General features: G+C 70.5%; 22 protein-coding genes. 4 read left to right on the plus strand and 18 right to left on the minus strand.

Going from position 1 to position 20932, the window contains the following annotated elements:
- Positions 1–167: 167 nt before the first annotated feature.
- The 4 genes from OG741_RS15300 to OG741_RS15315 all read right to left on the minus strand — a co-directional run bounded on the left by OG741_RS15300 (position 168) and on the right by OG741_RS15315 (position 3767).
- Entirely contained in the window at positions 168–1175 is a 1008-nt protein-coding gene (locus OG741_RS15300) for a glycoside hydrolase family 6 protein (RefSeq protein ID WP_405598076.1), read from the minus strand.
- Positions 1176–1579: 404 nt separating this feature from the next.
- Positions 1580–2248 (minus strand): class F sortase, encoded by a 669-nt coding sequence (locus tag OG741_RS15305; protein WP_405598079.1) that lies wholly within the window; start codon positions 2246–2248, stop codon positions 1580–1582.
- Between the two features lies 1 nt (position 2249).
- A complete protein-coding gene (locus OG741_RS15310) occupies positions 2250–2801 on the minus strand; it encodes a hypothetical protein (RefSeq protein WP_405598082.1) in 552 nt (183 codons plus the stop codon).
- Between the two features lie 210 nt (positions 2802–3011).
- Entirely contained in the window at positions 3012–3767 is a 756-nt protein-coding gene (locus OG741_RS15315) for a hypothetical protein (protein ID WP_405598084.1), read from the minus strand.
- Positions 3768–4048: 281 nt separating this feature from the next.
- Between OG741_RS15315 and OG741_RS15320 the strand changes: the two genes are divergently transcribed.
- Entirely contained in the window at positions 4049–4828 is a 780-nt protein-coding gene (locus OG741_RS15320) for an HAD-IIA family hydrolase (protein ID WP_405598087.1), read from the plus strand.
- Between the two features lie 66 nt (positions 4829–4894).
- Here OG741_RS15320 and OG741_RS15325 read toward each other — a convergent pair whose 3' ends face one another.
- The 10 genes from OG741_RS15325 to OG741_RS15370 all read right to left on the minus strand — a co-directional run bounded on the left by OG741_RS15325 (position 4895) and on the right by OG741_RS15370 (position 15093).
- Entirely contained in the window at positions 4895–6433 is a 1539-nt protein-coding gene (locus OG741_RS15325; protein ID WP_405598090.1) for an alkaline phosphatase family protein, read from the minus strand.
- A gap of 131 nt (positions 6434–6564) precedes the next feature.
- Positions 6565–7620: a 2-aminoethylphosphonate ABC transporter substrate-binding protein gene (locus tag OG741_RS15330; protein ID WP_405598093.1), complete on the minus strand. Its 1056-nt coding sequence runs from the start codon at positions 7618–7620 to the stop codon at positions 6565–6567.
- A 14-nt stretch (positions 7621–7634) separates the two neighbouring features.
- Complete coding sequence (locus OG741_RS15335) at positions 7635–8432, minus strand: ABC transporter permease (protein ID WP_266476103.1); 798 nt, start codon at positions 8430–8432, stop codon at positions 7635–7637.
- Positions 8419–9270, minus strand: coding sequence for a 2-aminoethylphosphonate ABC transporter permease subunit (locus tag OG741_RS15340; RefSeq protein ID WP_405605574.1), 852 nt, complete (start codon positions 9268–9270; stop codon positions 8419–8421). Before OG741_RS15340 ends, OG741_RS15335 begins: the two co-directional genes overlap by 14 nt.
- 31 nt (positions 9271–9301) lie before the next feature.
- Complete coding sequence (locus tag OG741_RS15345; RefSeq protein WP_405598097.1) at positions 9302–10354, minus strand: ABC transporter ATP-binding protein; 1053 nt, start codon at positions 10352–10354, stop codon at positions 9302–9304.
- Positions 10351–11016 (minus strand): phosphonatase-like hydrolase, encoded by a 666-nt coding sequence (locus OG741_RS15350; protein ID WP_405605576.1) that lies wholly within the window; start codon positions 11014–11016, stop codon positions 10351–10353. Before OG741_RS15350 ends, OG741_RS15345 begins: the two co-directional genes overlap by 4 nt.
- Positions 11017–11030: 14 nt before the next feature.
- Positions 11031–12152, minus strand: a complete 1122-nt coding sequence (locus tag OG741_RS15355) for a TIGR03364 family FAD-dependent oxidoreductase (protein ID WP_389371891.1) — start codon at positions 12150–12152, stop codon at positions 11031–11033.
- Between the two features lie 144 nt (positions 12153–12296).
- On the minus strand, positions 12297–13061 hold the full coding sequence (locus OG741_RS15360; RefSeq protein WP_405598100.1) for a GntR family transcriptional regulator: 765 nt from the start codon (positions 13059–13061) through the stop codon (positions 12297–12299).
- A 30-nt stretch (positions 13062–13091) separates the two neighbouring features.
- Positions 13092–13880 carry a hypothetical protein gene (locus OG741_RS15365; RefSeq protein WP_405598103.1) on the minus strand — a complete coding sequence of 263 codons (789 nt, stop codon included), beginning with the start codon at positions 13878–13880 and terminating at the stop codon, positions 13092–13094.
- A gap of 136 nt (positions 13881–14016) precedes the next feature.
- Positions 14017–15093, minus strand: coding sequence for an ROK family protein (locus OG741_RS15370; protein ID WP_405598106.1), 1077 nt, complete (start codon positions 15091–15093; stop codon positions 14017–14019).
- A 66-nt stretch (positions 15094–15159) separates the two neighbouring features.
- On the opposite strand from OG741_RS15370, the gene OG741_RS15375 reads away from it, so the two are divergent.
- Both OG741_RS15375 and OG741_RS15380 read left to right on the plus strand, forming a co-directional pair.
- On the plus strand, positions 15160–16239 hold the full coding sequence (locus OG741_RS15375; protein WP_405605578.1) for a Gfo/Idh/MocA family oxidoreductase: 1080 nt from the start codon (positions 15160–15162) through the stop codon (positions 16237–16239).
- On the plus strand, positions 16236–16730 hold the full coding sequence (locus OG741_RS15380) for a heme-degrading domain-containing protein (protein WP_405598109.1): 495 nt from the start codon (positions 16236–16238) through the stop codon (positions 16728–16730). The genes OG741_RS15375 and OG741_RS15380 overlap by 4 nt, the downstream gene beginning before the upstream one ends.
- A gap of 57 nt (positions 16731–16787) precedes the next feature.
- Here the strand turns inward: OG741_RS15380 and OG741_RS15385 are convergent, their stop codons facing one another.
- From OG741_RS15385 to OG741_RS15400, 4 genes are all read right to left on the minus strand, one after another.
- Entirely contained in the window at positions 16788–17648 is an 861-nt protein-coding gene (locus OG741_RS15385) for a fumarylacetoacetate hydrolase family protein (RefSeq protein WP_405598111.1), read from the minus strand.
- 125 nt (positions 17649–17773) lie between these two features.
- Positions 17774–18523 (minus strand): YidC/Oxa1 family membrane protein insertase, encoded by a 750-nt coding sequence (locus tag OG741_RS15390; protein WP_405598113.1) that lies wholly within the window; start codon positions 18521–18523, stop codon positions 17774–17776.
- 87 nt (positions 18524–18610) lie between these two features.
- Positions 18611–18931 (minus strand): DUF6412 domain-containing protein, encoded by a 321-nt coding sequence (locus OG741_RS15395; RefSeq protein ID WP_405598116.1) that lies wholly within the window; start codon positions 18929–18931, stop codon positions 18611–18613.
- 67 nt (positions 18932–18998) lie between these two features.
- Positions 18999–19775: a class E sortase gene (locus OG741_RS15400; protein ID WP_405605580.1), complete on the minus strand. Its 777-nt coding sequence runs from the start codon at positions 19773–19775 to the stop codon at positions 18999–19001.
- Between the two features lie 127 nt (positions 19776–19902).
- On the opposite strand from OG741_RS15400, the gene OG741_RS15405 reads away from it, so the two are divergent.
- Entirely contained in the window at positions 19903–20913 is a 1011-nt protein-coding gene (locus OG741_RS15405; RefSeq protein ID WP_405598119.1) for an SEC-C metal-binding domain-containing protein, read from the plus strand.
- Positions 20914–20932: the final 19 nt, after the last annotated feature.

The raw sequence follows: 20932 nt of genomic DNA on the forward strand, positions 1-20932 counted from the left end.
GCCGGTCGGCCTGACAATTCGGGCCGACCGGCGGAAAATTCAGCCCGTCCGGCGTTTGAGGACATACGACCGAAGGTCGCATACGGGGTCTGGGGCTTGCCCCCAGTTCGGGAAGGGGCGGGTAGGGGAACGGCCCCGCGCAGCGGCACCGCCCCCCCACCCCAGGGCTACTTAGACGCCCGCGCCAAGCCCAGCGCGTACTCCCCCCACCACTCCCCCGCCCGTGGCCCACCCCTGCACTCCCCGTCCGACTCCCCCGGCCGCTTGACCCACAGATACGCGTCGACGAGCGCGTCGCCCGTCTGTGTCGTCGGCCTCTCGCCCAGCGCGCGGCCCGGCGGATTGCACCACGGGTCCTTGCCCGCGGTGTACGGGCCGTTGCCGTTGCGGCTGGTGTCGATCACGAAGTGCTTGCCGCCGACCTTCGCGGACAGCTTGCGGCCGAACTCCTTGCTCGCCGCGGTCGGATAGAAGTTGGAGACGTTGACGGAGAAGCCGTCGGCCTTGTCGATCCCGGCACGCCGCAGCGGGTCGAACAGCGCGTCCGGCTGCGACCAGCCCGCGTTGCCCGCGTCCAGGTACACCTTCGTGTTCGGCTGCTTCTTCAGCCGCTCGATGGCGCCCTTGAGCAGGTCGAACCGCTCCTCGTGGAACTCCTGCGGCGTGCACGTGTCCACGAGGTGCAGCACCGCGTCCGGCTCCAGGATCACCGTGGCCCGCCGGTCGCCGATCCCTGTCGCGACCTTGTCGACCCACTCCCGGTAGGCGTTGCCGTCGGCCGCCCCGCCCTTGGAGAACTGTCCGCAGTCGCGGTGCGGGATGTTGTAGAGGACGAGCAGCGCGTCCCGGTCGGCCTTCGCGGCCGCCTCGGTGAAGCCCTTGGCCTCGGCCTCCGGTTTGTCCGGGCCGATCCATTCGCCGACGGGCTGCTCGGCGATCTTCTTGATCAGTTCGGCGTTCTTGTCGTCGCCGTCCTTGCGGTACGCGGCAACCTGCCGCGCGGCCTTGCCGTCGGGATTGACCCAGTAGGGATCATTCGCCTTGGGCTGCTGGCTCACCGCCGGTTTGTTGTCCTCGCCGTCGTCGGAGGAACAGCCTGCGAGCAAAAGCAGCACCGCCGCCCCCGCCGCCGCGGCCCCGCACAGGCGGGCACGCCCGGTGGAACTCCCGTACATCCACTCCCCCTTGGCTGCACTTGCAGGTGACCTCCCCGCCCGGGCTTCCCACCGGACAAGACAGGTCGAATCCATCCTGACACACGCCGGGTGAGAGCCACGAGCCCGGACCTCGTCGCGGTGTGCTCGCAGGGCGACAGGAAGGAAATAGCCACTGAGGGCGACGAGTTCACGACATGGTGTCATCCGGCCCCTAGGCCGGGCCCATCGACCGCTCTAGAGTGTCGGGCAACGGCCCCGGCCCCTGACCTTGAGCGCGACCGGACCAACCAGAACCTCCCGTGCCGGTGCCGGGCTTCTCCCGCAGCCCGGGCGCCCGCGGTCGAGGACCGGCTCGGCCGACGGCCCTGGGGGGAGCATGTCGTCGGTCGAGCCAGGTTGGACCCTGCCGGCCGCTTCGCCGTCTACTCCTTGACCACCGCGGTCAGATACGCGGAGACGACCACATTCGCGTTGTACGTGCCGCTCGCGCGGTCGAACGTGCCGCCGCAGGTGATCAGCCGCAGCTCCGCCCGCCCGTCCTCGTGCGGCCCGTAGACCTTCGTCGGATCGAAGCGGTCCCGGCCGAAGACCTGGATGTCGTCGATGGTGAACTCCACGACCGAGCCGTCGGCCCTGCTCACCCGGACCTTCTCGCCGGGGCGGGCGGAGCTCAGCCCGTAGAAGACGGCCGGTTTTGTCTCTGTGTCGACATGGCCCACGAGCAGCGCCGCGCCGGACGCGCCCGGCTGCGTGCCGCTGCCGTACCAGCCGACGGTGTTCTGCATGGCGTACGGCGGGGGGTCGATCGCGCCGGCGGAGTCCAGACCGCGCGGGACGACGGGGGCGGCGATGCCTATCGACGGTATTTCCACCCGGTCGGGCCTGGCGGGGCTCAGCGGATCGAGGGCGGGTGGCAGGGGCACGCCGAGCGGCCGTCCGACCGCCGCCACATCGCCCGTGGTCGGCGCCGAGGTGCCGCCGAAGCCGCCGGTGAACCCCTTGCCCCAGAGCCACAGCCCGAGCAGGAGTACCGCCCAGGCCACTCCGGTGAGCAGCCGACCGGTCCCCGCCGAGCGTTCGGCGGAGGACATGTCAGTCCGATTCCGTCCGGCGCCGTCGTGAGCTGCGGAAGGCCACGGCGATCGCCGCCACGCCCGCGAGGACGAGACCGATCACGGCGTGCGGGGTGCCAGGACCTGTGCCCTCGACGCGGTCCGTCGTGGCCACGGCGAGGTGGGCCGCGCCGCCACCGCCCGCGCGGACCGGTGCGACGGGGGTCTGCTGGTCCGTGGGCTGCTGCACGACCTTGATCTGGCCCTTCGCCGGGTGGCGATGACCGTCGCACACGACACTGACCTCGTACGCGGCAAGGCTCACGCCGGCTTTCACGGTCGTCTGCCCGGAGAACTGGGAGCCCGTCCTGCTGGAGAGCTCGACGTCCGCGGCGAAGGCCTGGGACGTGACGGTGGCCGTCGTTCCCTGGCAGCCCGAGACGTTGATCGCCACCTCACCGCCGGGGACGACGGTGGCCGGGGCGAGGTTGACCTCCACGGAGTCGTCGGCATGTGCGGCGGTGGCGGCGGGTGCCAGGACCAGTACGGTGGCCACCCCTGCGGCACGGAGAGCTATCAAGCATGAACGCATCGTGAACCTCCTGATAGGGAAAAGATTCACGCGTCTGGGGCGTTTTCGCATCCGCAAGACCGGCCCGGTGGTCCATTTGAGCCCCCTGACGTGCCCAAATGCGTCAGACCCGTTCGGCCCAGACCCGATCGGCGACGGACCGTGCCGCTGCCCCGCCCCAGCCCGGACCCGCGGCGAGCAGCAGTCCGCTCGCCGCGAGGCAGTCGGTGATTACTTCTTGTGCTCCGCGCGGTGCCGCTCGATCTCCAGCGCGAGGTCACCGCGCTCCCTGCGGGCCGAGTCCGCCTCCTCGCGCACCTTGTCGAGACGGTCCTCGAGCTGGGCGACCCGCTCGCGGTAGCGTTCGAGCTCGGCACGCACGAACTCGGCGTCGGCCACCTGCTGCCCGGTTTCCTTGCGGATCTTCTCCGTCTCCTCTTCGAACTTCTGCTTGGCCTCGTCCAGCTCGGCGACGGCCATCTCCGCGGCCTCTTCCGCCAGCGCGGTGCGCTGCTCGGCGGCCAGGGTCCGCTGAGCCGCGGCCTTGGTGACGGTCTCGATGCGCGCCTCGGCGGCGACCGAGTCCGTGATGATGGCCAGCTCTTCGATGTAGGAGGGCAAGTCTGTGGCCAGCCGGGACATGAGTGCTATGAGATCGTCGCGAGCTCCGGTCCCGTCCTGTACGGCCTCCATCGCCTCCTCGACCTGGGGAAGGCCCGAGTCAGGCGCCTGGGCCACGGCCGGCGGCGTGGCGAACTGAGCGGGCGGCTGAACGTCGGCCGCTGCCTTGGCCGCCTTCTTGATCTCGGTCGCCTGGCGCTTCTCCTCCTTGCGCTGCTGCCTCTTGGCACGGAACTTGCGGAAGGCCCCCAGCGCGTTGTGCTCGGGATGAACGCAGTAACGAGGCGCCGGGGCGCCGGGCGTCGGCGCTTCCGGAGGGTTGGTGCAGTCCGGGTAGGCACAGATCGGAAGCGTCTCAACGGTCATTTTTCCGCCCTTCCAGTGATATTCGGTGTGTTCGAAGTCGAACCGGCATACGGCGCGGCTTGCGCCGACCGGTCGCACACGGGGATTTACCGATCACGCTAGACGCGTGCGGGGCCTTACGGGCCCCGCACGGGGCGGGCGTCAGGAATCGGTAAGATCCCGCGGCCGGCGCGGAGTTGCCGGACAGCGGGGGCGAGCCGGCGCAACGTCAGGTTCGCGCGCTTCCGGCCGGCGTCATGACCTCAAAGCGCTTGAGAAGAGGTGCTGAGTACGGTAGAGCCATGACAGAACGCAAGCCGGTCGAATCCTGGCTCACCGACATGGACGGGGTCCTCATCCACGAGGGCGTCCCGATCCCCGGTGCAGACGCATTCCTCAAGCGGCTGAAGGAGTCCGGGAAGCCCTTCCTGGTCCTCACCAACAACTCGATCTACACGGCGCGGGACCTGCACGCCAGGCTTTCCCGGATGGGCCTGGACGTGCCCGTCGAGTGCCTCTGGACCTCGGCCCTGGCGACCGCGAAGTTCTTGGACAACCAGCACCCGGGCGGCACGGCGTACGTGATAGGCGAGGCCGGTCTGACGACGGCGCTGCACGACATCGGCTATGTCCTCACCGACCACGACCCCGATTTTGTGATCCTCGGCGAGACGAGGACTTACTCGTTCGAGGCGATGACCAAGGCCGTTCGCCTGATCAACAACGGGGCCCGGTTCATCGCCACCAACCCCGACGAGACCGGACCGTCCGCCGAGGGGGCGTTGCCCGCCACCGGGGCGGTCGCCGCGCTGATCACCAAGGCCACCGGCAAGGACCCTTACTTCGTCGGCAAGCCGAACCCTCTGATGATGCGCACTGGGCTGAACGCCATCGGAGCGCACTCGGAGACCTCCGCCATGATCGGTGACCGCATGGACACCGATGTCCTGGCCGGGCTCGAGGCCGGTATGGAAACGTTCCTTGTGCTCACAGGGTTGACGAGCAAGGCGGACATCGAGCGCTACCCGTTCCGCCCGACCAACGTCGTGGACTCGATCGCGGACCTCGTCGATCGCGTGTGAGCGGCGCCGTCAACCGCCGAGACCCCCGCACCGACGGTGGCGGGGGTCTCAGCCTTCGGTCCTGAATCAGGAAGCGGAGACCCTGACTCCGTCGATCACCCAGTACCAGTCGTTGGAGCCCGTGTAGCGGAAACGGAAGCTGACGCTGGAGGCCCCGGAGGGGACGTTCACGGTCAGCGACTGCGGCTTGGAGACCACATCGGCCGTGTAGCTCTTGACCACCGCGGGCGTGCCGCCGTTGAAGGAGGCCAGGACCTGGGCGGTCTGGCTGCCCTCCTGCCGGTAGAAGGTGGTGAAGTCCAGCGTCACCTTCGTCTTGCCGCCGACGCTGTACGCCGGGGTCACGAGCGTGGAGTCGTAGCCGCCCGAGTTCGCCCTGTCGTCCCACTCGTCGGAGTCGGCGACCGCGAAGACGCCGCGCGAGCGGATGTTGAGCTCACGCCACTGGTCCCGCTGCGCCCGGGACCAGAACTCGTTGGTGGCGAAGGCCCAGCCGCGCCACTCGGTCACCCCGCCGGTGCCCATCGCGCTGTTGATCACGGACCAGCCGCTGGGCGCGGTGTGCGTGAAGCCGAGCACTCCGGCCGGGATACCGGTCTCGTCGACGCGCTGGCCCAGCTGGGACTGCAGCGTGTCGAAGGGGTCGGTCGAGCGTTCCTGAATGGGCTTGCCGTCCAGGCCCCAGGCAGGGTCGGGGGTGATTCCGAGCTGCTTGAAGACGGTGGCGGCGACATCGACGAGCCGGGTGTCCGCGGGCCGGGCGCCTGCGGCGATGCCGGGGCCCTGGGCGAGCACGAACGTACGCCGTTCTTCGATGGAGCTGCCTCCGTGGCCGCCTGAGTCGACATGCCCGTGGTCGGTGGCGACGATGACGGTCCAGCGCTCGGTGGCGTACGAGGGGCGGGCCTGGATCGCGGCCAGCAACCGGCCGAGATAGGCGTCCTGGACGTCGATGGCGTCGAGGTACTTCTGGCTCGCGGCGCCGTAGCTGTGGCCCATCTCGTCGGTCTCGCCGAAGTAGACGAACAGGACGTCCGGGTTCTGGTTGCGGAGGATGTCCTCGGTCTGGTCGGTGATGATCTTGTCGTTCACCGCGTAGTTGTTGTTGAACACGAGCTTGGCGTCGGCGCCGGGGGTGACGGTGCCATGGGTGTCGAGCTCGGGCCAGTCGACGGCGGCGAAGAGGGACAGTTCGGGCCTGATCTGGTTCAACCGGGCGAGAAATCCGGGGTACTTGGCGTAGTTCTTGCCGATGAAGGTGTTGTCCTTCACGCCGTGCTTGTCGGGCCAGACACCGGTGGAGATGGTCGACCAGCCGGGCCCGGACGAGGTCTGCGCCATGGGGTTGGCGTACAGCAGCGACATGCCGTATGTCCCGTTCGCCATCAGGGACTTGAGGGTCGGTGCCTTGGCGGCGTCGATCCTGTCGTAGCGCAGTCCGTCCATACCGACGAAGAGCACCTTGTCCTTGCTGGTGCCGTTCGGGAGGGTCGGGGCGGCCTGGGCGGCCTGAGCGGGGGTGGCGAGGGTGCCGGTGGCGGCGACCGCGGCGGTGGCGGCGCCGGCGGCGAGTACGGAGCGCCTGGATATGCCGTTGAGCGGCATCTGTTCCTCCGTCAGAGGGCTGAGGTTTGTCTGCGGGCAGAGCAACGCCCCCGGTTTCCCGGGGGCGTTGGTCCGTACCCGTTATCGTTCCGCGACAGTCAGTCCCGCAACAGAAGGCTTCCGGTGAACTCTTAGCTGCCGGTCGCGGACTTCCACGCGTCCACATAGGACTGGAGGTTGGTGTCGATGTCCTTCCAGTCCGGCTCGAAGACCTCGACGCCCTCGAGCAGCTTGGCGAGGTCGATGGCGTTGGCGTCGGTCGCCTTGACATCGCTGCGGGCCGAGAAGCCGCCGCCGATCGCGCTGACCTGCTTCTGCGCCTTCTCGGTCAGCATGAAGTCGAGGAGCTTCTTGCCGTTCTCGCTGTGCGGGGCCTTGTTGACCAGACCAGCCGCGTAGGGAAGCGCGAAGGTGGTGGGCTTGCCGCCCTCCTTCGCCGGGAACCAGATCGCGATGTTCGGCATGGACTTGGACTGTGCGAAGTTCATCTGCACATCGCCGTTGGCGACGAGGATCTCGCCCTTGTCGACCTTGGGCGCGAGCTTGGAGGTGGAGGAGGACGGGCCGACGTTGTTGGCCTGGAGCTTCTTCAGGTACGCCATCGCCGGCTCCTTGCCGCCGAAGTCGTGCATGGCCTTGATGACCACGGCGGTGCCGTCGCCCGCGACGCCGGGCGTGGAGTACTGGAGCTTGTCCTTGTACTTGCCGTCGAGGAGCTGCTCCCAGGTGGTGGGCGCCTGCGTCAGCTCCTTCTTGTTGTAGATGAAGCCGAAGTAGTTGTTGACGACCGAAGTCCACTTGCCGTCACCGGACTTGTCGGCGCCGTTGACCTTGTCGGCGCCCTTGGGCTCGTACGCCTGGAGCAGTCCCTTGGAGTCCGCCTGCTGGATGAAGGGCGGGAGGGTGACGATGACATCGGCCTGGGTGTTGGACTTCTCGCGGGCGGCGCGCTGCACCATCTCGCCCGAGCCGCCCTCCACGTACTTGACCTTGATGCCGGTCTCCTTCTCGAAGTCCTTGAAGACCTGGTCGTACCAGCCGTCGCCCTTCTCGCCCTTGAGGCCGTCGGCGCTGTAGACGGTGACGACCTTCTCTTCGGCGGCGGCCGAGCCGCCACAGGCAGTGAGGGAGGCGGCGAGTGCGAGGCTGCCGATCACGGCGGCGATCGGCTTGAGGTGGCTGTGCATGGCGTGTGCTTCTCCTAGCGGTAAGAGGCTTTGGTGCGTATGCGGGAGACGGCGAGCAGGACGAGGAGCGTCGTGCCCATCAGGACGACCGCGAGGGCCGATCCGGTGAAGAGGGACCCGCGGTCGGTGGCGGTGAAGATGAGCACCGGCAGCGGCATCCAGTCGGGCGGGTAGAGCATCATCGTGGCGCTCAGTTCGCCCATGGACAGGGCGAAGCAGAGCCCTGCGGCCGCGGTGAGCGACGGCAGCAGGAGTGGGAGTTTCACCCGGAACAGGACGTACGAGGGGCGGGCGCCGAGGCTCGCCGCCGCCTGCTCGTACATCGGGTCAAGACGGATGATGGCTGCGGCGACCGACTGGTAGGCGAACGCCGTGACAAGCACGGTGTGCGCCAGGATCACGATCCAGCGGGTGCCGTTGAGCAGCATCGGGGGCTTGGAGAAGGCGACGAGGATCGCCAGGCCGACGACGACGGAGGGGACGGCGACGGGCAGCACGAACAGCGCGTCGAGCACGCGCCGCCCGCGCTTTTTGAGCCCGGCGGCCGCGATGGCGGCCCAGCTCCCGACGGTGAGGGCGAGCAGGCTGGCCGTGACGGCGGTGACCAGGCTGGTGGTGAGGGCCTGGAGGGATTCACCGCGTACGGCAGCGCTGTAGTGCTCGGTCGTCGGCCCGGAGGGGAAGGCGCCGGACCAGTGCGTCGAGAAGGACGCGGCGACGATGACGAGCAGCGGCAGCGCGAAGAGCGGCAGGAACAGGACGAGGAAGAGCGCCCAGGTGGCCCATTTCCCCTTGCGGCTATGCACCAACACGGCGGCTGACCATTCGGTAGAGGCTGTAAAGACCCACGGAGATCGCGATGTTGACGACGGCGACGACGCAGGCGGCCGGATAGTCGGACTCGAGGATCGCCTTGCCGTAGACGAGCATCGGCAGGGTGGTCACACCCTTGGCCCCGGTGAACAGGACGATGCCGAACTCGTTGAGGCACATGACGAGTACGAGACTCCCGCCGGCGGCGAGCGCGGGCAGCGCCTCGGGCAGGATCACCCGCCGCACGATCCGCGCGGGCCGCGCCCCGAGCGAGGAGGCGACCTCCAGCTGGGCGGTGTCGAGCTGCGAGAAGGCGGCCAGGAGGGGGCGCATCACAAAGGGTGTGAAGTAGGTGATCTCCGCGAGGAGTACGCCCCAGGGGGTGGTGAGGAAGTGGAAGGGCCCCTCGGCCGCGCCGGTGACGTCCGTCCACAGTCCGTTGGCCATCCCCACGGTGCCGTAGACGAAGAGCAGCGCGAGCGTGATGAGGAAGGAGGGGAAGGAGAGGAAGACATCGATGAACTTGGCGACCGCCTTGCCACCCGGGAAGGGCACGAAGGCGATGATCAGCGCGAGGACGAACCCGAGGACGAGACACCCGACGGTGGCACCGACGGCGAGCCAGACGGTGGTGGCCAGGGCGTCGCGGAAGGCCTGGGAGCCGAAGACGTCGGAGTAGGCGCCGGGTGAGAGGGACTCCTGTACGACGAGCGCGAGGGGATACAGGAAGACGAGCGCCAGGACGGCGACGGGCGGAAGCACCCACAGGACCTTTGTGAGCCTGCGTTCCGCGAGGGCGCTGGGGGCACCTCCCGGGCCCGAAGGGCCCTGGGACAGTACGGGCACAACCCCCGCCGCCGGGGGCGCGCTACTCACCGCTCACCCCGCCCGCCAGCAACACCGCGTCCTCCGGCGCGAAGTGCACGGTGACCGCGTCCCCCAGCACCGGCGTGTCCCGCAGCTCGCGGACGTCCGCCTTGACGCGGTGCCCGTCCACATCCACGTACAACCGGTGCGTCGCACCCCGCCACTGGACCTCCGCGATCGTCCCGCGCAGCGCGTTCGGTCCGTCGCCGAGTCCGACGAGGTGCGGCCGTACGCACAAGGTGGCGGTCGTGCCGGACGGGACGCGGTCCGTGGACACCTTCAGCTCGGCCCCGCCGAAGGACACCGCCCCCGCGCCGACGGTCACCGGCAACAGATTCGCGTTGCCGACGAACGACGCCGTGAACTCCGTACGCGGCCGCCGGTACAGCTCCTGCGGCGTGCCGCAGTCCCGCAGCCGCGCCCTGTCCATCACCGCGATCCGGTCCGCGAGCGTAAGCGCCTCGACCTGGTCGTGCGTGACGTACAGGATCGAGACGTCCGGCAACTCCCGGTGCAGCCGGGCAAGTTCCGCCAGCATCCCGGACCTGAGCTGCGCGTCCAGTGCCGACAGCGGCTCGTCGAGGAGCAGTACGCCGGGCCGGATCGCCAGCGCCCGCGCGATCGCGACGCGCTGCTGCTGACCGCCGGAGAGCTCGCGCGGATAGCGCTGCGCGTACGCCGCCATCCCGGTCATCTCCAGGGCCTCGGCGACCCGCGCCGGTATCTCTCGCTTCGGTGCCTTCTGCGCCTTGAGGCCGAAGGCCACGTTCTCCGCGACCCGCATGTGCGGGAAGAGGGCGTACTGCTGGACGACCATCCCGATCCCCCGCCGGTACGGCGGCAGTCCGGTGACATCGCGGTCGCCGATGAACACCCGCCCGGAGACGGGCCGCACGAATCCGGCGACGGCCCGCAGCGCCGTGGTCTTGCCCGAGCCCGAGGGCCCGAGCAGCGCCATGACCTCGCCCGGCTCGACGGTGAGGTCGAGCGAGTCGAGCACGAGGTTCTTCCCGTACGCGACCGAGAGGTTCTCGAAGCGGATGCCGCTGGTCATCGGTCTGCCCCGGCCAGGAGCTCCGGCAACTCGGCGACGGATCCGAGCACATGGGTCGCGCCGTGCGTCTGCAGCTGCTCCATGTCGTGCGCGCCGGTGAGCACGCCGGCGACGATGCCCGCGCCGGACCGTACGCCGCTGAGCATGTCGTACGAGGTGTCCCCCACGACCGCGATCTGCCGGACGCCGTCCACCGCGCCGGTGCGCAGGAAGGCGGCGAGCACCATGTCGGGGTAGGGGCGGCCGCGGCCGCCCGCGTCGGCCGGGCAGAGAGTGAGTTCGACCAGGCCCTGCCAGCCGAGCGCGGCCAGGATCGCGTCCTGCGTGGTGCGGGCGAAACCGGTGGTCAGGACGACCGTGCGCCCCTGGTCGCGCAGGTGCTCGATCGCCTCCCGCGCGCCGGGAATCGGCGCGATGCGTCCGCCGTCGACGAGTGCGCCGTACGCCTCCTCGAACGCGGCGTTCGCGGCCTGCGCCTTCGTCTCGTCTCCGAAGAGGTGCCGGAAGACGGAGATCTTCGACTCGCCCATCGTCGCGCGGACGTAGTCGATCATCGTGGCGGGATCCGCGCCGAGCCGCTCGGCGGCGGCGCTGAAGGCCTGCTCGACGAGGCCTCCGTCGGCGACGGTGGTGCCCGCCATGTCCAGTACGACGAGGTTCATCTCGTTCAACTTCTTCACCAGCCCAGTTCGTTCGCGGTCTTTTCGGCAATGGCGGGCGAGCAGGTCATGCCGCGCCCGCCCGGCCCTGTCACCAGCCACACTCCGTCGCGCACCTGCTGCCGGTGGACGACGCGGCTGGTGTCGGTGCACTGCGCGTACACCCCCGCCCAGCGGCGGCGGATCCTCGGCAGCGGCCTGCCGAGGAAGGACTCGACGACCTCGGTGAGGTGCTCGTACGGGTCCTCGATCGTGTCGAAGGCGAAGGGATGCTCGTATTCGTGGGTGTCGCCGATGGTCAGCCCGCCGTCGCGGCGCTGCACCATCAGCAGCTGCATCTTGTGTGCGGCGGCGGTCGGCGTCTGGTCCTGTCCGGCGTTGAGCGCGTCCAGGGCCTCGCTCGCGTAGGCCGGGTAGTAGCGGAAACTGTCGGCGTCGGCGACCGAGGTGGTCAGCGGCTCGCCGAGCGGGTCGGTCTGCATCATCTGCAGGCGCACCCGGCGCACGGGCAGGTCGGGGACGAGCTCGCGGACGAGACCGGAGAGCGCCGCGCCCGGGCACAGGACGACGGCGTCGCCGGTGTGTACGTCGCCGTGGTCGTCGCGGACGGATCCGTCACCGAGCACGTCGCGGACCTCGCGCCCGCCGAGGTAGGTGTAGCGGCCGGAGGCCAGCAGCGCCTCCTTCAGGGCAAGTTGGGCGGGCCGGGGCTCGACGGCCGCGTCCCGCTCGCACCACAGGGCGGCGGTGAAGGAGCCGCGCAGGGCGGGGTTGATCCGGCGCGCCTCGTCGGCGGTGACGAGCTTGTAGCCGCGGGCCGGGGCGTCGGGCCGCGCGACGGCGGCCTCGGCGACGGCCAGCTCCAGGTCGCTGCGTACCGGAGTGAGCGAGCCGATGGCCCGGAAGCCGAGCCCGGGCACGCGGGCCCCGATGGACTCCCACAGCTCACGGGCGCGCAGGGCGGTTTCGAGCTCCTCGCCGCCCGCGCGGCCGCTGACCCATATCTGGCCGAAATTGCGCAGGCTCGCGCCTCGTGCCTCGCTCTCGCGCTCGATCTGTACGACCTCGTGGCCGCGTTCCACTGCGTGCCAGGCGTGCATGGTTCCCACCACGCCGGCTCCTACGACGATGACTCTCACGACGCCAAAGCTCCTCGGGGTTGGTGTCCCGTACGGGGCCGGTCGGCAACGGGACGGTGAACGGGCCCTCAATCTTGGCCTAGACCCGTTACCGTCTCGTTATCCGCGCGAGGTGTCCAGAGGGCGCAGAGAAATCGCGTCAGCTCAGTTCTGCCGGCCCAGATGGGCCGTGAAGCTGAAGCGGTCGCCGCGGTAGAGGGTGCGGACCCGCTCCAGCGGGCTGCCCGCCGTGTCCCGCGAGAGGCGGTGGATCAGCAGCATCGGCAGGGCAGGGGGCGTGCCGATCAGCAGCGCCTCGCGCGGGGTCGCGAGCACCGTCTCGATCCGCTCGTCCGCGTCGCCGAAGGAGATCCCGAGCCGCTCGCGCAGATAGGCGTAGAAGGAGGAGTCGGGGTCGAAGTCGGCGTCCAGGCGCGGCGCTCGGGCCACGGAGACGTACGTACTCTCCAGGCCGACGCGTTCGTCGTCGGCGAGCAGCACCCGCTCCATGTGCCATACGGGCTCGCCGCGGGCCACGCCGATGTCGGCGGCGAGCGCGTCGTTGCAGGGGAAGCGGTCGAGGCTGATGAGCGTACGGCCGGGGGTGCGTCCCTGGCGGCGTACGCCCTCGGTGTAGCTGGCGAGCGAGAGCGGCTGCTCCAGCTTGGCGCCCGCGACGACCGTGCCGCGGCCCTGGCGGCGCAGCCGGCCCTCCAGCAGGAGTTCGCGCAGTGCCTGACGCACCGTCTCGCGCGAGACCTCGTACCGTACGGCGAGTTCACGCTCCGTCGGCAGCAGTCCTCCCTCGCCCAACTCCTCGATCAGGAGGGAGATATGGGCCTTGACGGCGTAGTACTTGGGGATGCGTCCGTGCTCCGGGATGCCGGAGCGGACAGGGGCGCCGGGCGCCTGGTCGTTCGGGTAGTCCACCAGGGGATGTTCGCAGACGTATGTGAACGATCAGCGGCGGCCCGCACGCCTCCGGCGCTGCGCGAGCACGAGCATCCCGGTGGCGAGCAGGACCGCGCCGAGGGCCGCGCCGTGGCGGAGGAGGGTGCCGGTGCCGGTGGTGGCGAGTTCGTCGACGGTGTCGGCCGCGGCGGTGCCGCCGCCGTCGAGGACGGCGAAGCGGTAGTCGCCGGACTCCCCGACCCAGTCGCCGTCGTCGCCCTGGCGCTGGACGACCGCGGCGTTGACCGTGACCTGGTTGGGCGGGGTGTCGGCGGCCAGGGCGAGGCGGACCTTGACGGTGACCGACTTGTGGGCGGGGACGACGAAGCCGGGGAATCCGCCGTCGAAGGCGCCGACGATCTCGTCCTCGGCGGTCGTCTCCAGGGTCACGGGGCGCCAGCGGGCCGCCGCGGCGTCGTAGAACTCCAGCGCGAGGCGGGCGGGCGTGAGTCCCGGGTCGCGGGCGGTGAGGACGATCACCGGGTGGATGTTGCCGCACCTCTCGCCGGTGGTGTTGGCGAGGTCCACGGACCACTCCTTGAAGCCGCCGCCGGGGTGGTGAACGGCGGGACCGCCGTGGATACGGGTGTCGATGGGGAAGTCGGGGTCGGACACCGTGCCGCAGGTGGGCAGCTGGTCGCCGGGGCGTCCGGGAAGCGGCGGTGCGGCGGGCCCCGCGAGGGTCTCGGCGGCAGCGCGGGCGGTCACGGCTGCGGCTGTCGCGGCCGCGCCGGTGAGCACCGCGGGCGCGATGGTGGCCGCGGTGACTCCGACGGCGAGGGCATTGCGCAGTCGCATGGGGGACCTTTGCTGCTCGGCTGCGTACGAACCCCGGGGGGACACCCGGTCATGCAGCCAGACCCTTCCACGCGCGCGCGGCGCTGACCGGTCGCCACGTCCGGGCAGGTCCGATCAGCCGCGCAGATCCGCCCTATCAGCCTATTTTCGGTGCGGTAACAGCCACCTCGGCCCGCCCGAAGAGGGGGGCAAGGACCAGTTGCGCGGCGCCTTCGGCGACGACGTGCGCGCCCCCTTCGGCGAGGGCCACCGGGACGCGGACCCGCTCGCCGACACCGCGTACGAACGGTTCGGCGTCGGCGGCCACGACCCGGCCGCCGAGCAGTACGCGGTCGATGTCGAGGAGTTCGACGAGATTGGCGGCACCGATCCCCAGCACCCCCGCGGCCCGGTCCAGATCCCCGAGGCCGACGGCTTCGAGGCACAGCGCCTCGATGCACCCGCGCCTGCCGCACTCGCACTGCGGCCCGTCGAGATGAATGACCTGATGCCCGAACTCCCCCGCCCCGGTGCGCGCGCCCCGGTACAGCGCCCCGCCGAGGACGAGCCCGGCGCCGAGCCCGGTCCCGAGGTGGAGATACGCGAACGACTCCCCGGCTCCCCGAAGGGCGAGCCCGAGGGCGGCGGCATTGGTGTCCTTGTCGAGTACGACGGCGTGCCCGAGCCGAACGGCGAGGGCATCCCGGAGAGGGAAGCCGTCCCACTGGGGAAACCCGGTGACGCGACGGGCGATACCGGTGGCGTGATCGAGGGGCCCGGGCATGGCGACGCCGACCCCGAGGACGCGCCCGCCGGCCGTGGACAGCGCCTCCACCTCGCCCGCCACCCGCTCCATGACCGCTTTGGCCCCCGAGCCAAGGTCGAGAGAAGCGGTGCGCACCGCGACCGGGGCGCCCGACAGGTCCAGCAGGACGGCCGTCAGTTCGTCGCGGTCCAGGTGCAGGCCCACCGCGTGTCCCGCCGAGGGGACCAGGCGCAGCACCGTGCCGGGTCTGCCGCCGGTGGACGCGCGGCGGCCCGCCTCCGCCGCCAGGCCCTCCTCCCGCAGCCGCGCGGTGATCTTGCTGACCGCCTGCGGTGTCAGCCCGGTGCGCCCGGCCAGCTCCATGCGGCTGATGCCGCTCTCACCGGCCGTACGCAGCAGATCGAGCACCCGGGCCGCGTTGTGGCTGCGCAGCGCGGGCAGATTCACTCCGTTGATGGTTCGGTTCATGGGCTTCACGGATCCCATTGTCCTCTGCGCTTGCACTTTGGCAACACCGTTGCTTAAGTGGAAGACATGACTGGCACCGGCACCCGCACTCCCCTTCGCGTCGGCCTCGTCGGGTACGGCCTGGCGGGCTCCGTCTTCCACGCCCCGCTGATCGCCGCTACCGAGGGCCTCGCCCTCGACACGATCGTCACCTCGAACCCGGAGCGCCGGCAGCAGGCCCTGGCCGTGTTCCCCGGCGTACGCTTCGCGGCCTCGCCCGACGAGCTGTGGGAGCGCGCGGACGAGCTCGAACTGATCGCGATCGCCTCCCCCAACAAGACCCACGTCCCGATCGCCACCGCCGCCCTCAAGGCCGGTCTCCCGGTCGTCGTCGACAAGCCGGTCGCCGGCACCGCCGCCGAGGCGCGTGAGCTCGCCGCCCTCGCCGAGGAGCGCGGCCTGCTGCTCTCCGTCTTCCAGAACCGCCGCTGGGACAACGACTTCCTGACACTGGTGCAGCTGATCGCGGCCGGCGAACTCGGCGACGTACAGCGCTTCGAGTCCCGCTTCGAGCGCTGGCGGCCCGAACTCAAGGGCGGCTGGCGCGAGTCGGGCGACCCTCAGGAGATCGGCGGCCTGCTGTACGACCTGGGCAGCCATGTAGTCGACCAGGCGCTGACCCTGTTCGGCCCGGTCGAGCGCGTGTACGCCGAGGCGGACATGCGCCGCCACGGCGCCAGGACCGACGACGACACCTTCCTCGCGCTCACGCACACGAGCGGTGTCCGCTCGCACCTGTACATGAGCGCCACGACCGCACAGCTCGGCCCCCGCTTCCGGGTACTCGGCTCGAAGGCCGGATACGTGAAGTACGGCCTCGACCCGCAGGAGGCGGCCCTGCGCGACGGCGCTCGCCCGACCGGGGACAAGGACGCATGGGGCGTCGAGCCGGAGTCCCAGTGGGGCCGGATCGGCGCGGGCGACGGCGGCCGCCCGGTCGAGTCGGCCCCGGGCGACTACCCCGCGTACTACGCCGCGATCGCCGCCGCCCTGCGCGACGGCACACCCCCGCCGGTCACCGCCCAGGAGGCGGCGGACGCGCTGGACGTGCTGGAGGCCGCACGCCGCTCCGCCCGCGAGGGAATCACCGTGGAGGTCCCGGCATGACCCTTCCCACTCCCGCCCCGCTCACCGTCGAGGAGATCGAGGCCCAGGAACGCAAGCTGGCGCTGCGCCGCTTCACCCACGACGACGCCTGGGCGCTCGGCAGCCTGCTGGTCGAAATGGCCCATCTGCGCGAGGCCCCGGTCGCGATCGACATCCGCCGCGGGACACAGCAGCTCTTCCACTGTGCGCTGCCGGGGTCGAGCGCCGACAACGACGCGTGGATCGACCGCAAGCGCCGGGTCGTCGAGCGCTACGGCGAGAGCTCGTTCCTCGTCGGCGCCCGCCACCGCGCGAAGGGCACGACCTTCGAGGACTCCTCGCGCCTCGACCCGAACCTGTACGCGGCCCACGGCGGCTCGTTCCCGATCACCGTCGAGGGCGCGGGCGTCGTCGGCACGGTCACGGTTTCGGGCCTGCCGCAGGCCGAGGATCACGCCATGGTGGTCGAGGCGCTGGAGCGCTTCATCTCGGCCCACCGAGGCGGTCACTGACTCCGGCGCGGGGATACGGGACCGGTCCCGAACCCCGCGCCGGGCCATAACTGCGGGTTACGCGTCCTTGAGCTCCTGGCGCTGCCGCCCGAGCCCGTCGATCTCCAGCTCCACCACGTCGCCCGCCCGCAGGAACGGCTTCGGCTCCGGCTGGCCGAGTGCCACACCCGCCGGCGTCCCCGTGTTGATGACGTCGCCGGGGTACAGGGTCATGAACTGGCTCACGTAGCGCACGACCTCGGCCACCGGGAAGATCTGGTCCGCGGTGGAGCCGTTCTGCTTGAGCTCGCCGTTGACCCACAGCTTCAGGCTCAGCGCCTGCGGGTCGGGGACCTCGTCCGCCGTCACGAGCCAGGGGCCCAGCGGGTTGAACGTCTCGCAGTTCTTGCCCTTGTCCCAGGTGCCGCCGCGCTCGATCTGGAACTCGCGTTCCGAGACGTCGTGCGCGACCGTGTACCCGGCGACGTACGACAGCGGGTCCTCGTCGTCCTCGATGTAGCGCGCCGTGCGCCCGATCACCACCGCGAGCTCGACCTCCCAGTCGGTCTTGCGGCTGCGGCGCGGCACCAGCACGGTGTCGTTCGGCCCGACCACCGTGTCGGCGGCCTTGAAGAAGACGACCGGCTCGGCCGGGACGTCCGCGCCCGTCTCGGCGGCATGGTCGTGGTAGTTCAGCCCGATGCACACGACCTTGCCGACACGGGCGACCGGCGCACCGGTCCGCAGGCCGTCGGCCTCAAGGACGGGCAGCTCGCCCGCGTCCGCCGCGGCCCGTATCCGGGCGAGGGCGGACGCGTCGGCGAGCAGCTCTCCGTCGATGTCCGCGACAAGGCCGGACAGGTCCCGCAGGGTCGTACCGTCCTGGTCGAGCAGGGCCGGTCGCTCGGCTCCCGCAGTGCCGACACGCAGCAGCTTCATGGTCAATCTCCCCTGGTCGAGTGCGAGCCCCGACGATGGGTAGCGGCCATCGGGAGGATCTGAGGATTGGCTGATCCTCCAAGACAGCCGACCACTCCGCAATACCCCGTTCACAACCTGGACCCTTACGCGGCGGTAGCAAGCGCGCCGGCGACAGGCATGTCCCGGTAGAGGAACGCCCGCTCGACAGCGGTCCAGGTGGTGCTGGTGACGATGTAGAGCGCGGCGGCCAGCGGCACCCACGCCACGGTCAGCAGCGTGAAGAAGGAGAGCAGCGGCATGACCTTCGTCATCGCGCTCATCGCCCCCATGCCGGGCAGCTGCTGGTCGGCAACCAGGGGCGCGGCCGCCATCTGCTGCTTCGTACGCCGGTAGTTGTACGTCGCCACGGCGGCGACGATCGTGAAGAGCACGAGGTACACCAGCCCGGCCCCGCCCAAGACCCCGCCGTGCGCGAGGGCGTCGGACCAGCGGTCACCGAGGGGCGCGGCGAAGAGGGTGTGCGAGAGCAGGCCGTTCGGCTCGCCGCCGATCCGCGCGCTGGAGAACAGGTGATACATGAGAAAGAAGGCGGGCACCTGCAGCAGGCTCGGCAGAAGGCCGGACAGGGGCGAGACCTTCTCCTTGGCGTGCAGCTCCAGGAGCGCCTTCTGCATACGGTCCGGGTTCTTGGCGTGCTTCTTGCGCAGCTCGGCGATCTGCGGCGAGAGCCTGGCCTTGGCCTTCTGCCCGCGGGCGGCAGCCCGCGAGAGGGGATGCACGGCGAGCCGTACGAGCGCGGTGAACAGGACGATCGCGGCGGCGGTGGCGGACGCGTGGAACAGCGGCTGCAGCAGGTCGGCGAGTTGTGCGACCAGGCTGGCGAAAACGGACATGGGTGAGCCCTCCGAGGGTCTCGTCGTGCCGGGATGAGGACATACGTCGGCATGACGCCCGCGAAGGGTGTGTACGAGTGGGTTTCCCTACGCGGCCGTCAGGAGGGCACGGCCGGGCGCTCGGGGCCTGGTCCGCCCCTTCGCGTCGGGATCACGCTGGGGCAGGAAGGCGGTGCGCTGCTCGCGGTCGCGGATGGCGGTGCGGACCCGGGTGCGGGGCACGACGGGCGCACAGCGCGCCGTGATGACGGCGCAGACGACGAGCGCGGAACCGGCGGCAGCGGTGGCGGTCGCGGCGAGCGCGAGCGCGGCGGAGAGGCTGCCGCCGTCGATGAGGAAGACCTCGACGAGGAGGAACAGCAGGAGCGCGGCGGGCCGAACCGACTGCAGCAGCCGACGCTGTCCCATGCCCACTCCCCCTCTCAGATCGTTCGGATCGGTCCTCTGACCCTTCAGCCGTTATACACGACGGCTGCTAGCTCTGGCGGGGCCGCACGGACTTCAGCTTCCCCCAGACGACGAGCCGGTAGGTGGAGGTGAACTCGGGCGTGCAGGTGGTGAGGGTGAGGTAGTAGCCGGGCTCGCTGTATCCGGCGGAGGGCTTCACGATGCTGCGCGGGACGCGGGCGATCACTCCCGTGTCGCGGGGCGAGGTCTGCGCCAGCGAGGCGTCGACCACGTAGAGGTACACCCCCTGGCGCGTCTCGACCTGGACCTGGTCACCGTCGCGGAGCCGGTTGATGTGGCGGAAGGGCTCGCCGTGGGTGTTGCGATGCCCGGCGACGGCGAAGTTCCCGGCCTCGCCGGGCTGGGCGGTTCCGGGGTAGTGCCCGATGTACCCCTTGTCGAGGACTCCCCGCTTGGCGATGCCCTGGGCGACGGGGGCGATGACGCCGAGGCGGGGGATGCGGAGGACGGCGTAGGCCTGGTCCCAGCGGGGTCTCGGCCGGGTGGACGGCCCGGGGTCGGTGCTTCCAGGCTCACTCGACGCAGCAGCTTCGGGCTCCCCGCTTCCTCCCGGAATATCCCCTTCCTCACTGTCCTCACCTGCTGGGCTGCCCCACTCCTGCTCCAGGGCACGGACCTTGTGCTCGGCGCCTTCGCGGGCCTGCCGGTTGGTCCACCACAGCTGGTGCACGACGAGGAGGAGCACGACGACCCCGAGGGTGACGGCGACCTCGGCACCCGCCCACAGCCCACGGGCGAGCATGGCCCGCCGCCGCGAGCCGCGCCCCTGCACGACGACCGCCATCCGCTCCCGCACGGGCGCACGATAGGTGCTGACCGCCGAAGTCACCAGATCCGTACGCCGGTTCCCATCAGCCCTCTCGTATGGGCTTCATCCCGCCGAACCGCCGTACAGCAGTACGGTGTCCACCATGCGCCCCGACACGCCTGCCGATCACATCGCCGAAGCCGAGCGCCTGCTGCGTACCGCCGCGCAGTACCCCGAGGACGACGAGCAACTGCTCCTCCAAGCCGCGGCCCACCTTGAGCTGGCAGGCGACCGCGAACGCGCCTCCACCCTCTACGACAGCCTCCTCGCGACGGACTCCGAACACACCCTGCTGATCAAGGCCCTCCAGGCCGCGAACCTGTGGGAGTACGGCCACGAGGCCGAGGCCCGCGCCCTGATCAACGGCATCCGCACGGCGGCCCCGGCGGACGCGGCACCCTGGGAGATCATCGCGGAGACGCTGGAGTCCCACGACGAGCTCGAGGCGTCCCACGACTGCTTCACCACGGCCCTGGACCTGCTGCTCCCCGCGGACGACGACGAGGTCCCCTACGCCACCCAGTCCCTCTTGGCCGGCCGCCACCGCGTCCGCCGCCTCCTGGGCCTCCCCCACGACGACCGCGACGCCCTGGCGGACCGGGTCCACCCGGGAGACATCTCCCTGGACGAACTCCACGACCCGAAGCGCCTGTGGGCCCTGGGCTCCGACAACCCGGCCGAACTCCAGGCAGAAATCGCCCGCCTCCGCTCCGAACTCGGCTCCTACCGCTCGGCGTTGTCCCGCCCCTTCCCGGTGGCGGTCCTCCACTGGCCGGAACCGGAACTGGACGAACTGCTCGCGGCCTACCCCGAGTTGGAACGCGAATACCCGACCCACGAGGCCCACCTGACGGACCTCGAAGCGTCCTTGCGGGACCTGTCGGCCACGGGCACGGGCAACCTGGGCATCGTGACGGGCACGGTCCCGTCGTACGAGGCCTTCGCAGCCTCGGAACAGTCCTCCCCTTCGAACGCGGACCTGCTCCCGCAGTACGCGACAACGCTGGCGGCACGGGGCCGGGCGGTGGCGTGGCCCCCGGCGAGGGGGGCGGCGTGCTGGTGCGGGTCGGGGCGTGTGTACCGGGACTGCCACGGGGGGCCGAATCAGCCGTGAGGCTCTCGACTGCCTGTTG

This window comes from Streptomyces sp. NBC_01410 (assembly GCF_045040195.1).
In the GTDB taxonomy this organism is placed as follows: Bacteria; Actinomycetota; Actinomycetes; order Streptomycetales; family Streptomycetaceae; genus Streptomyces.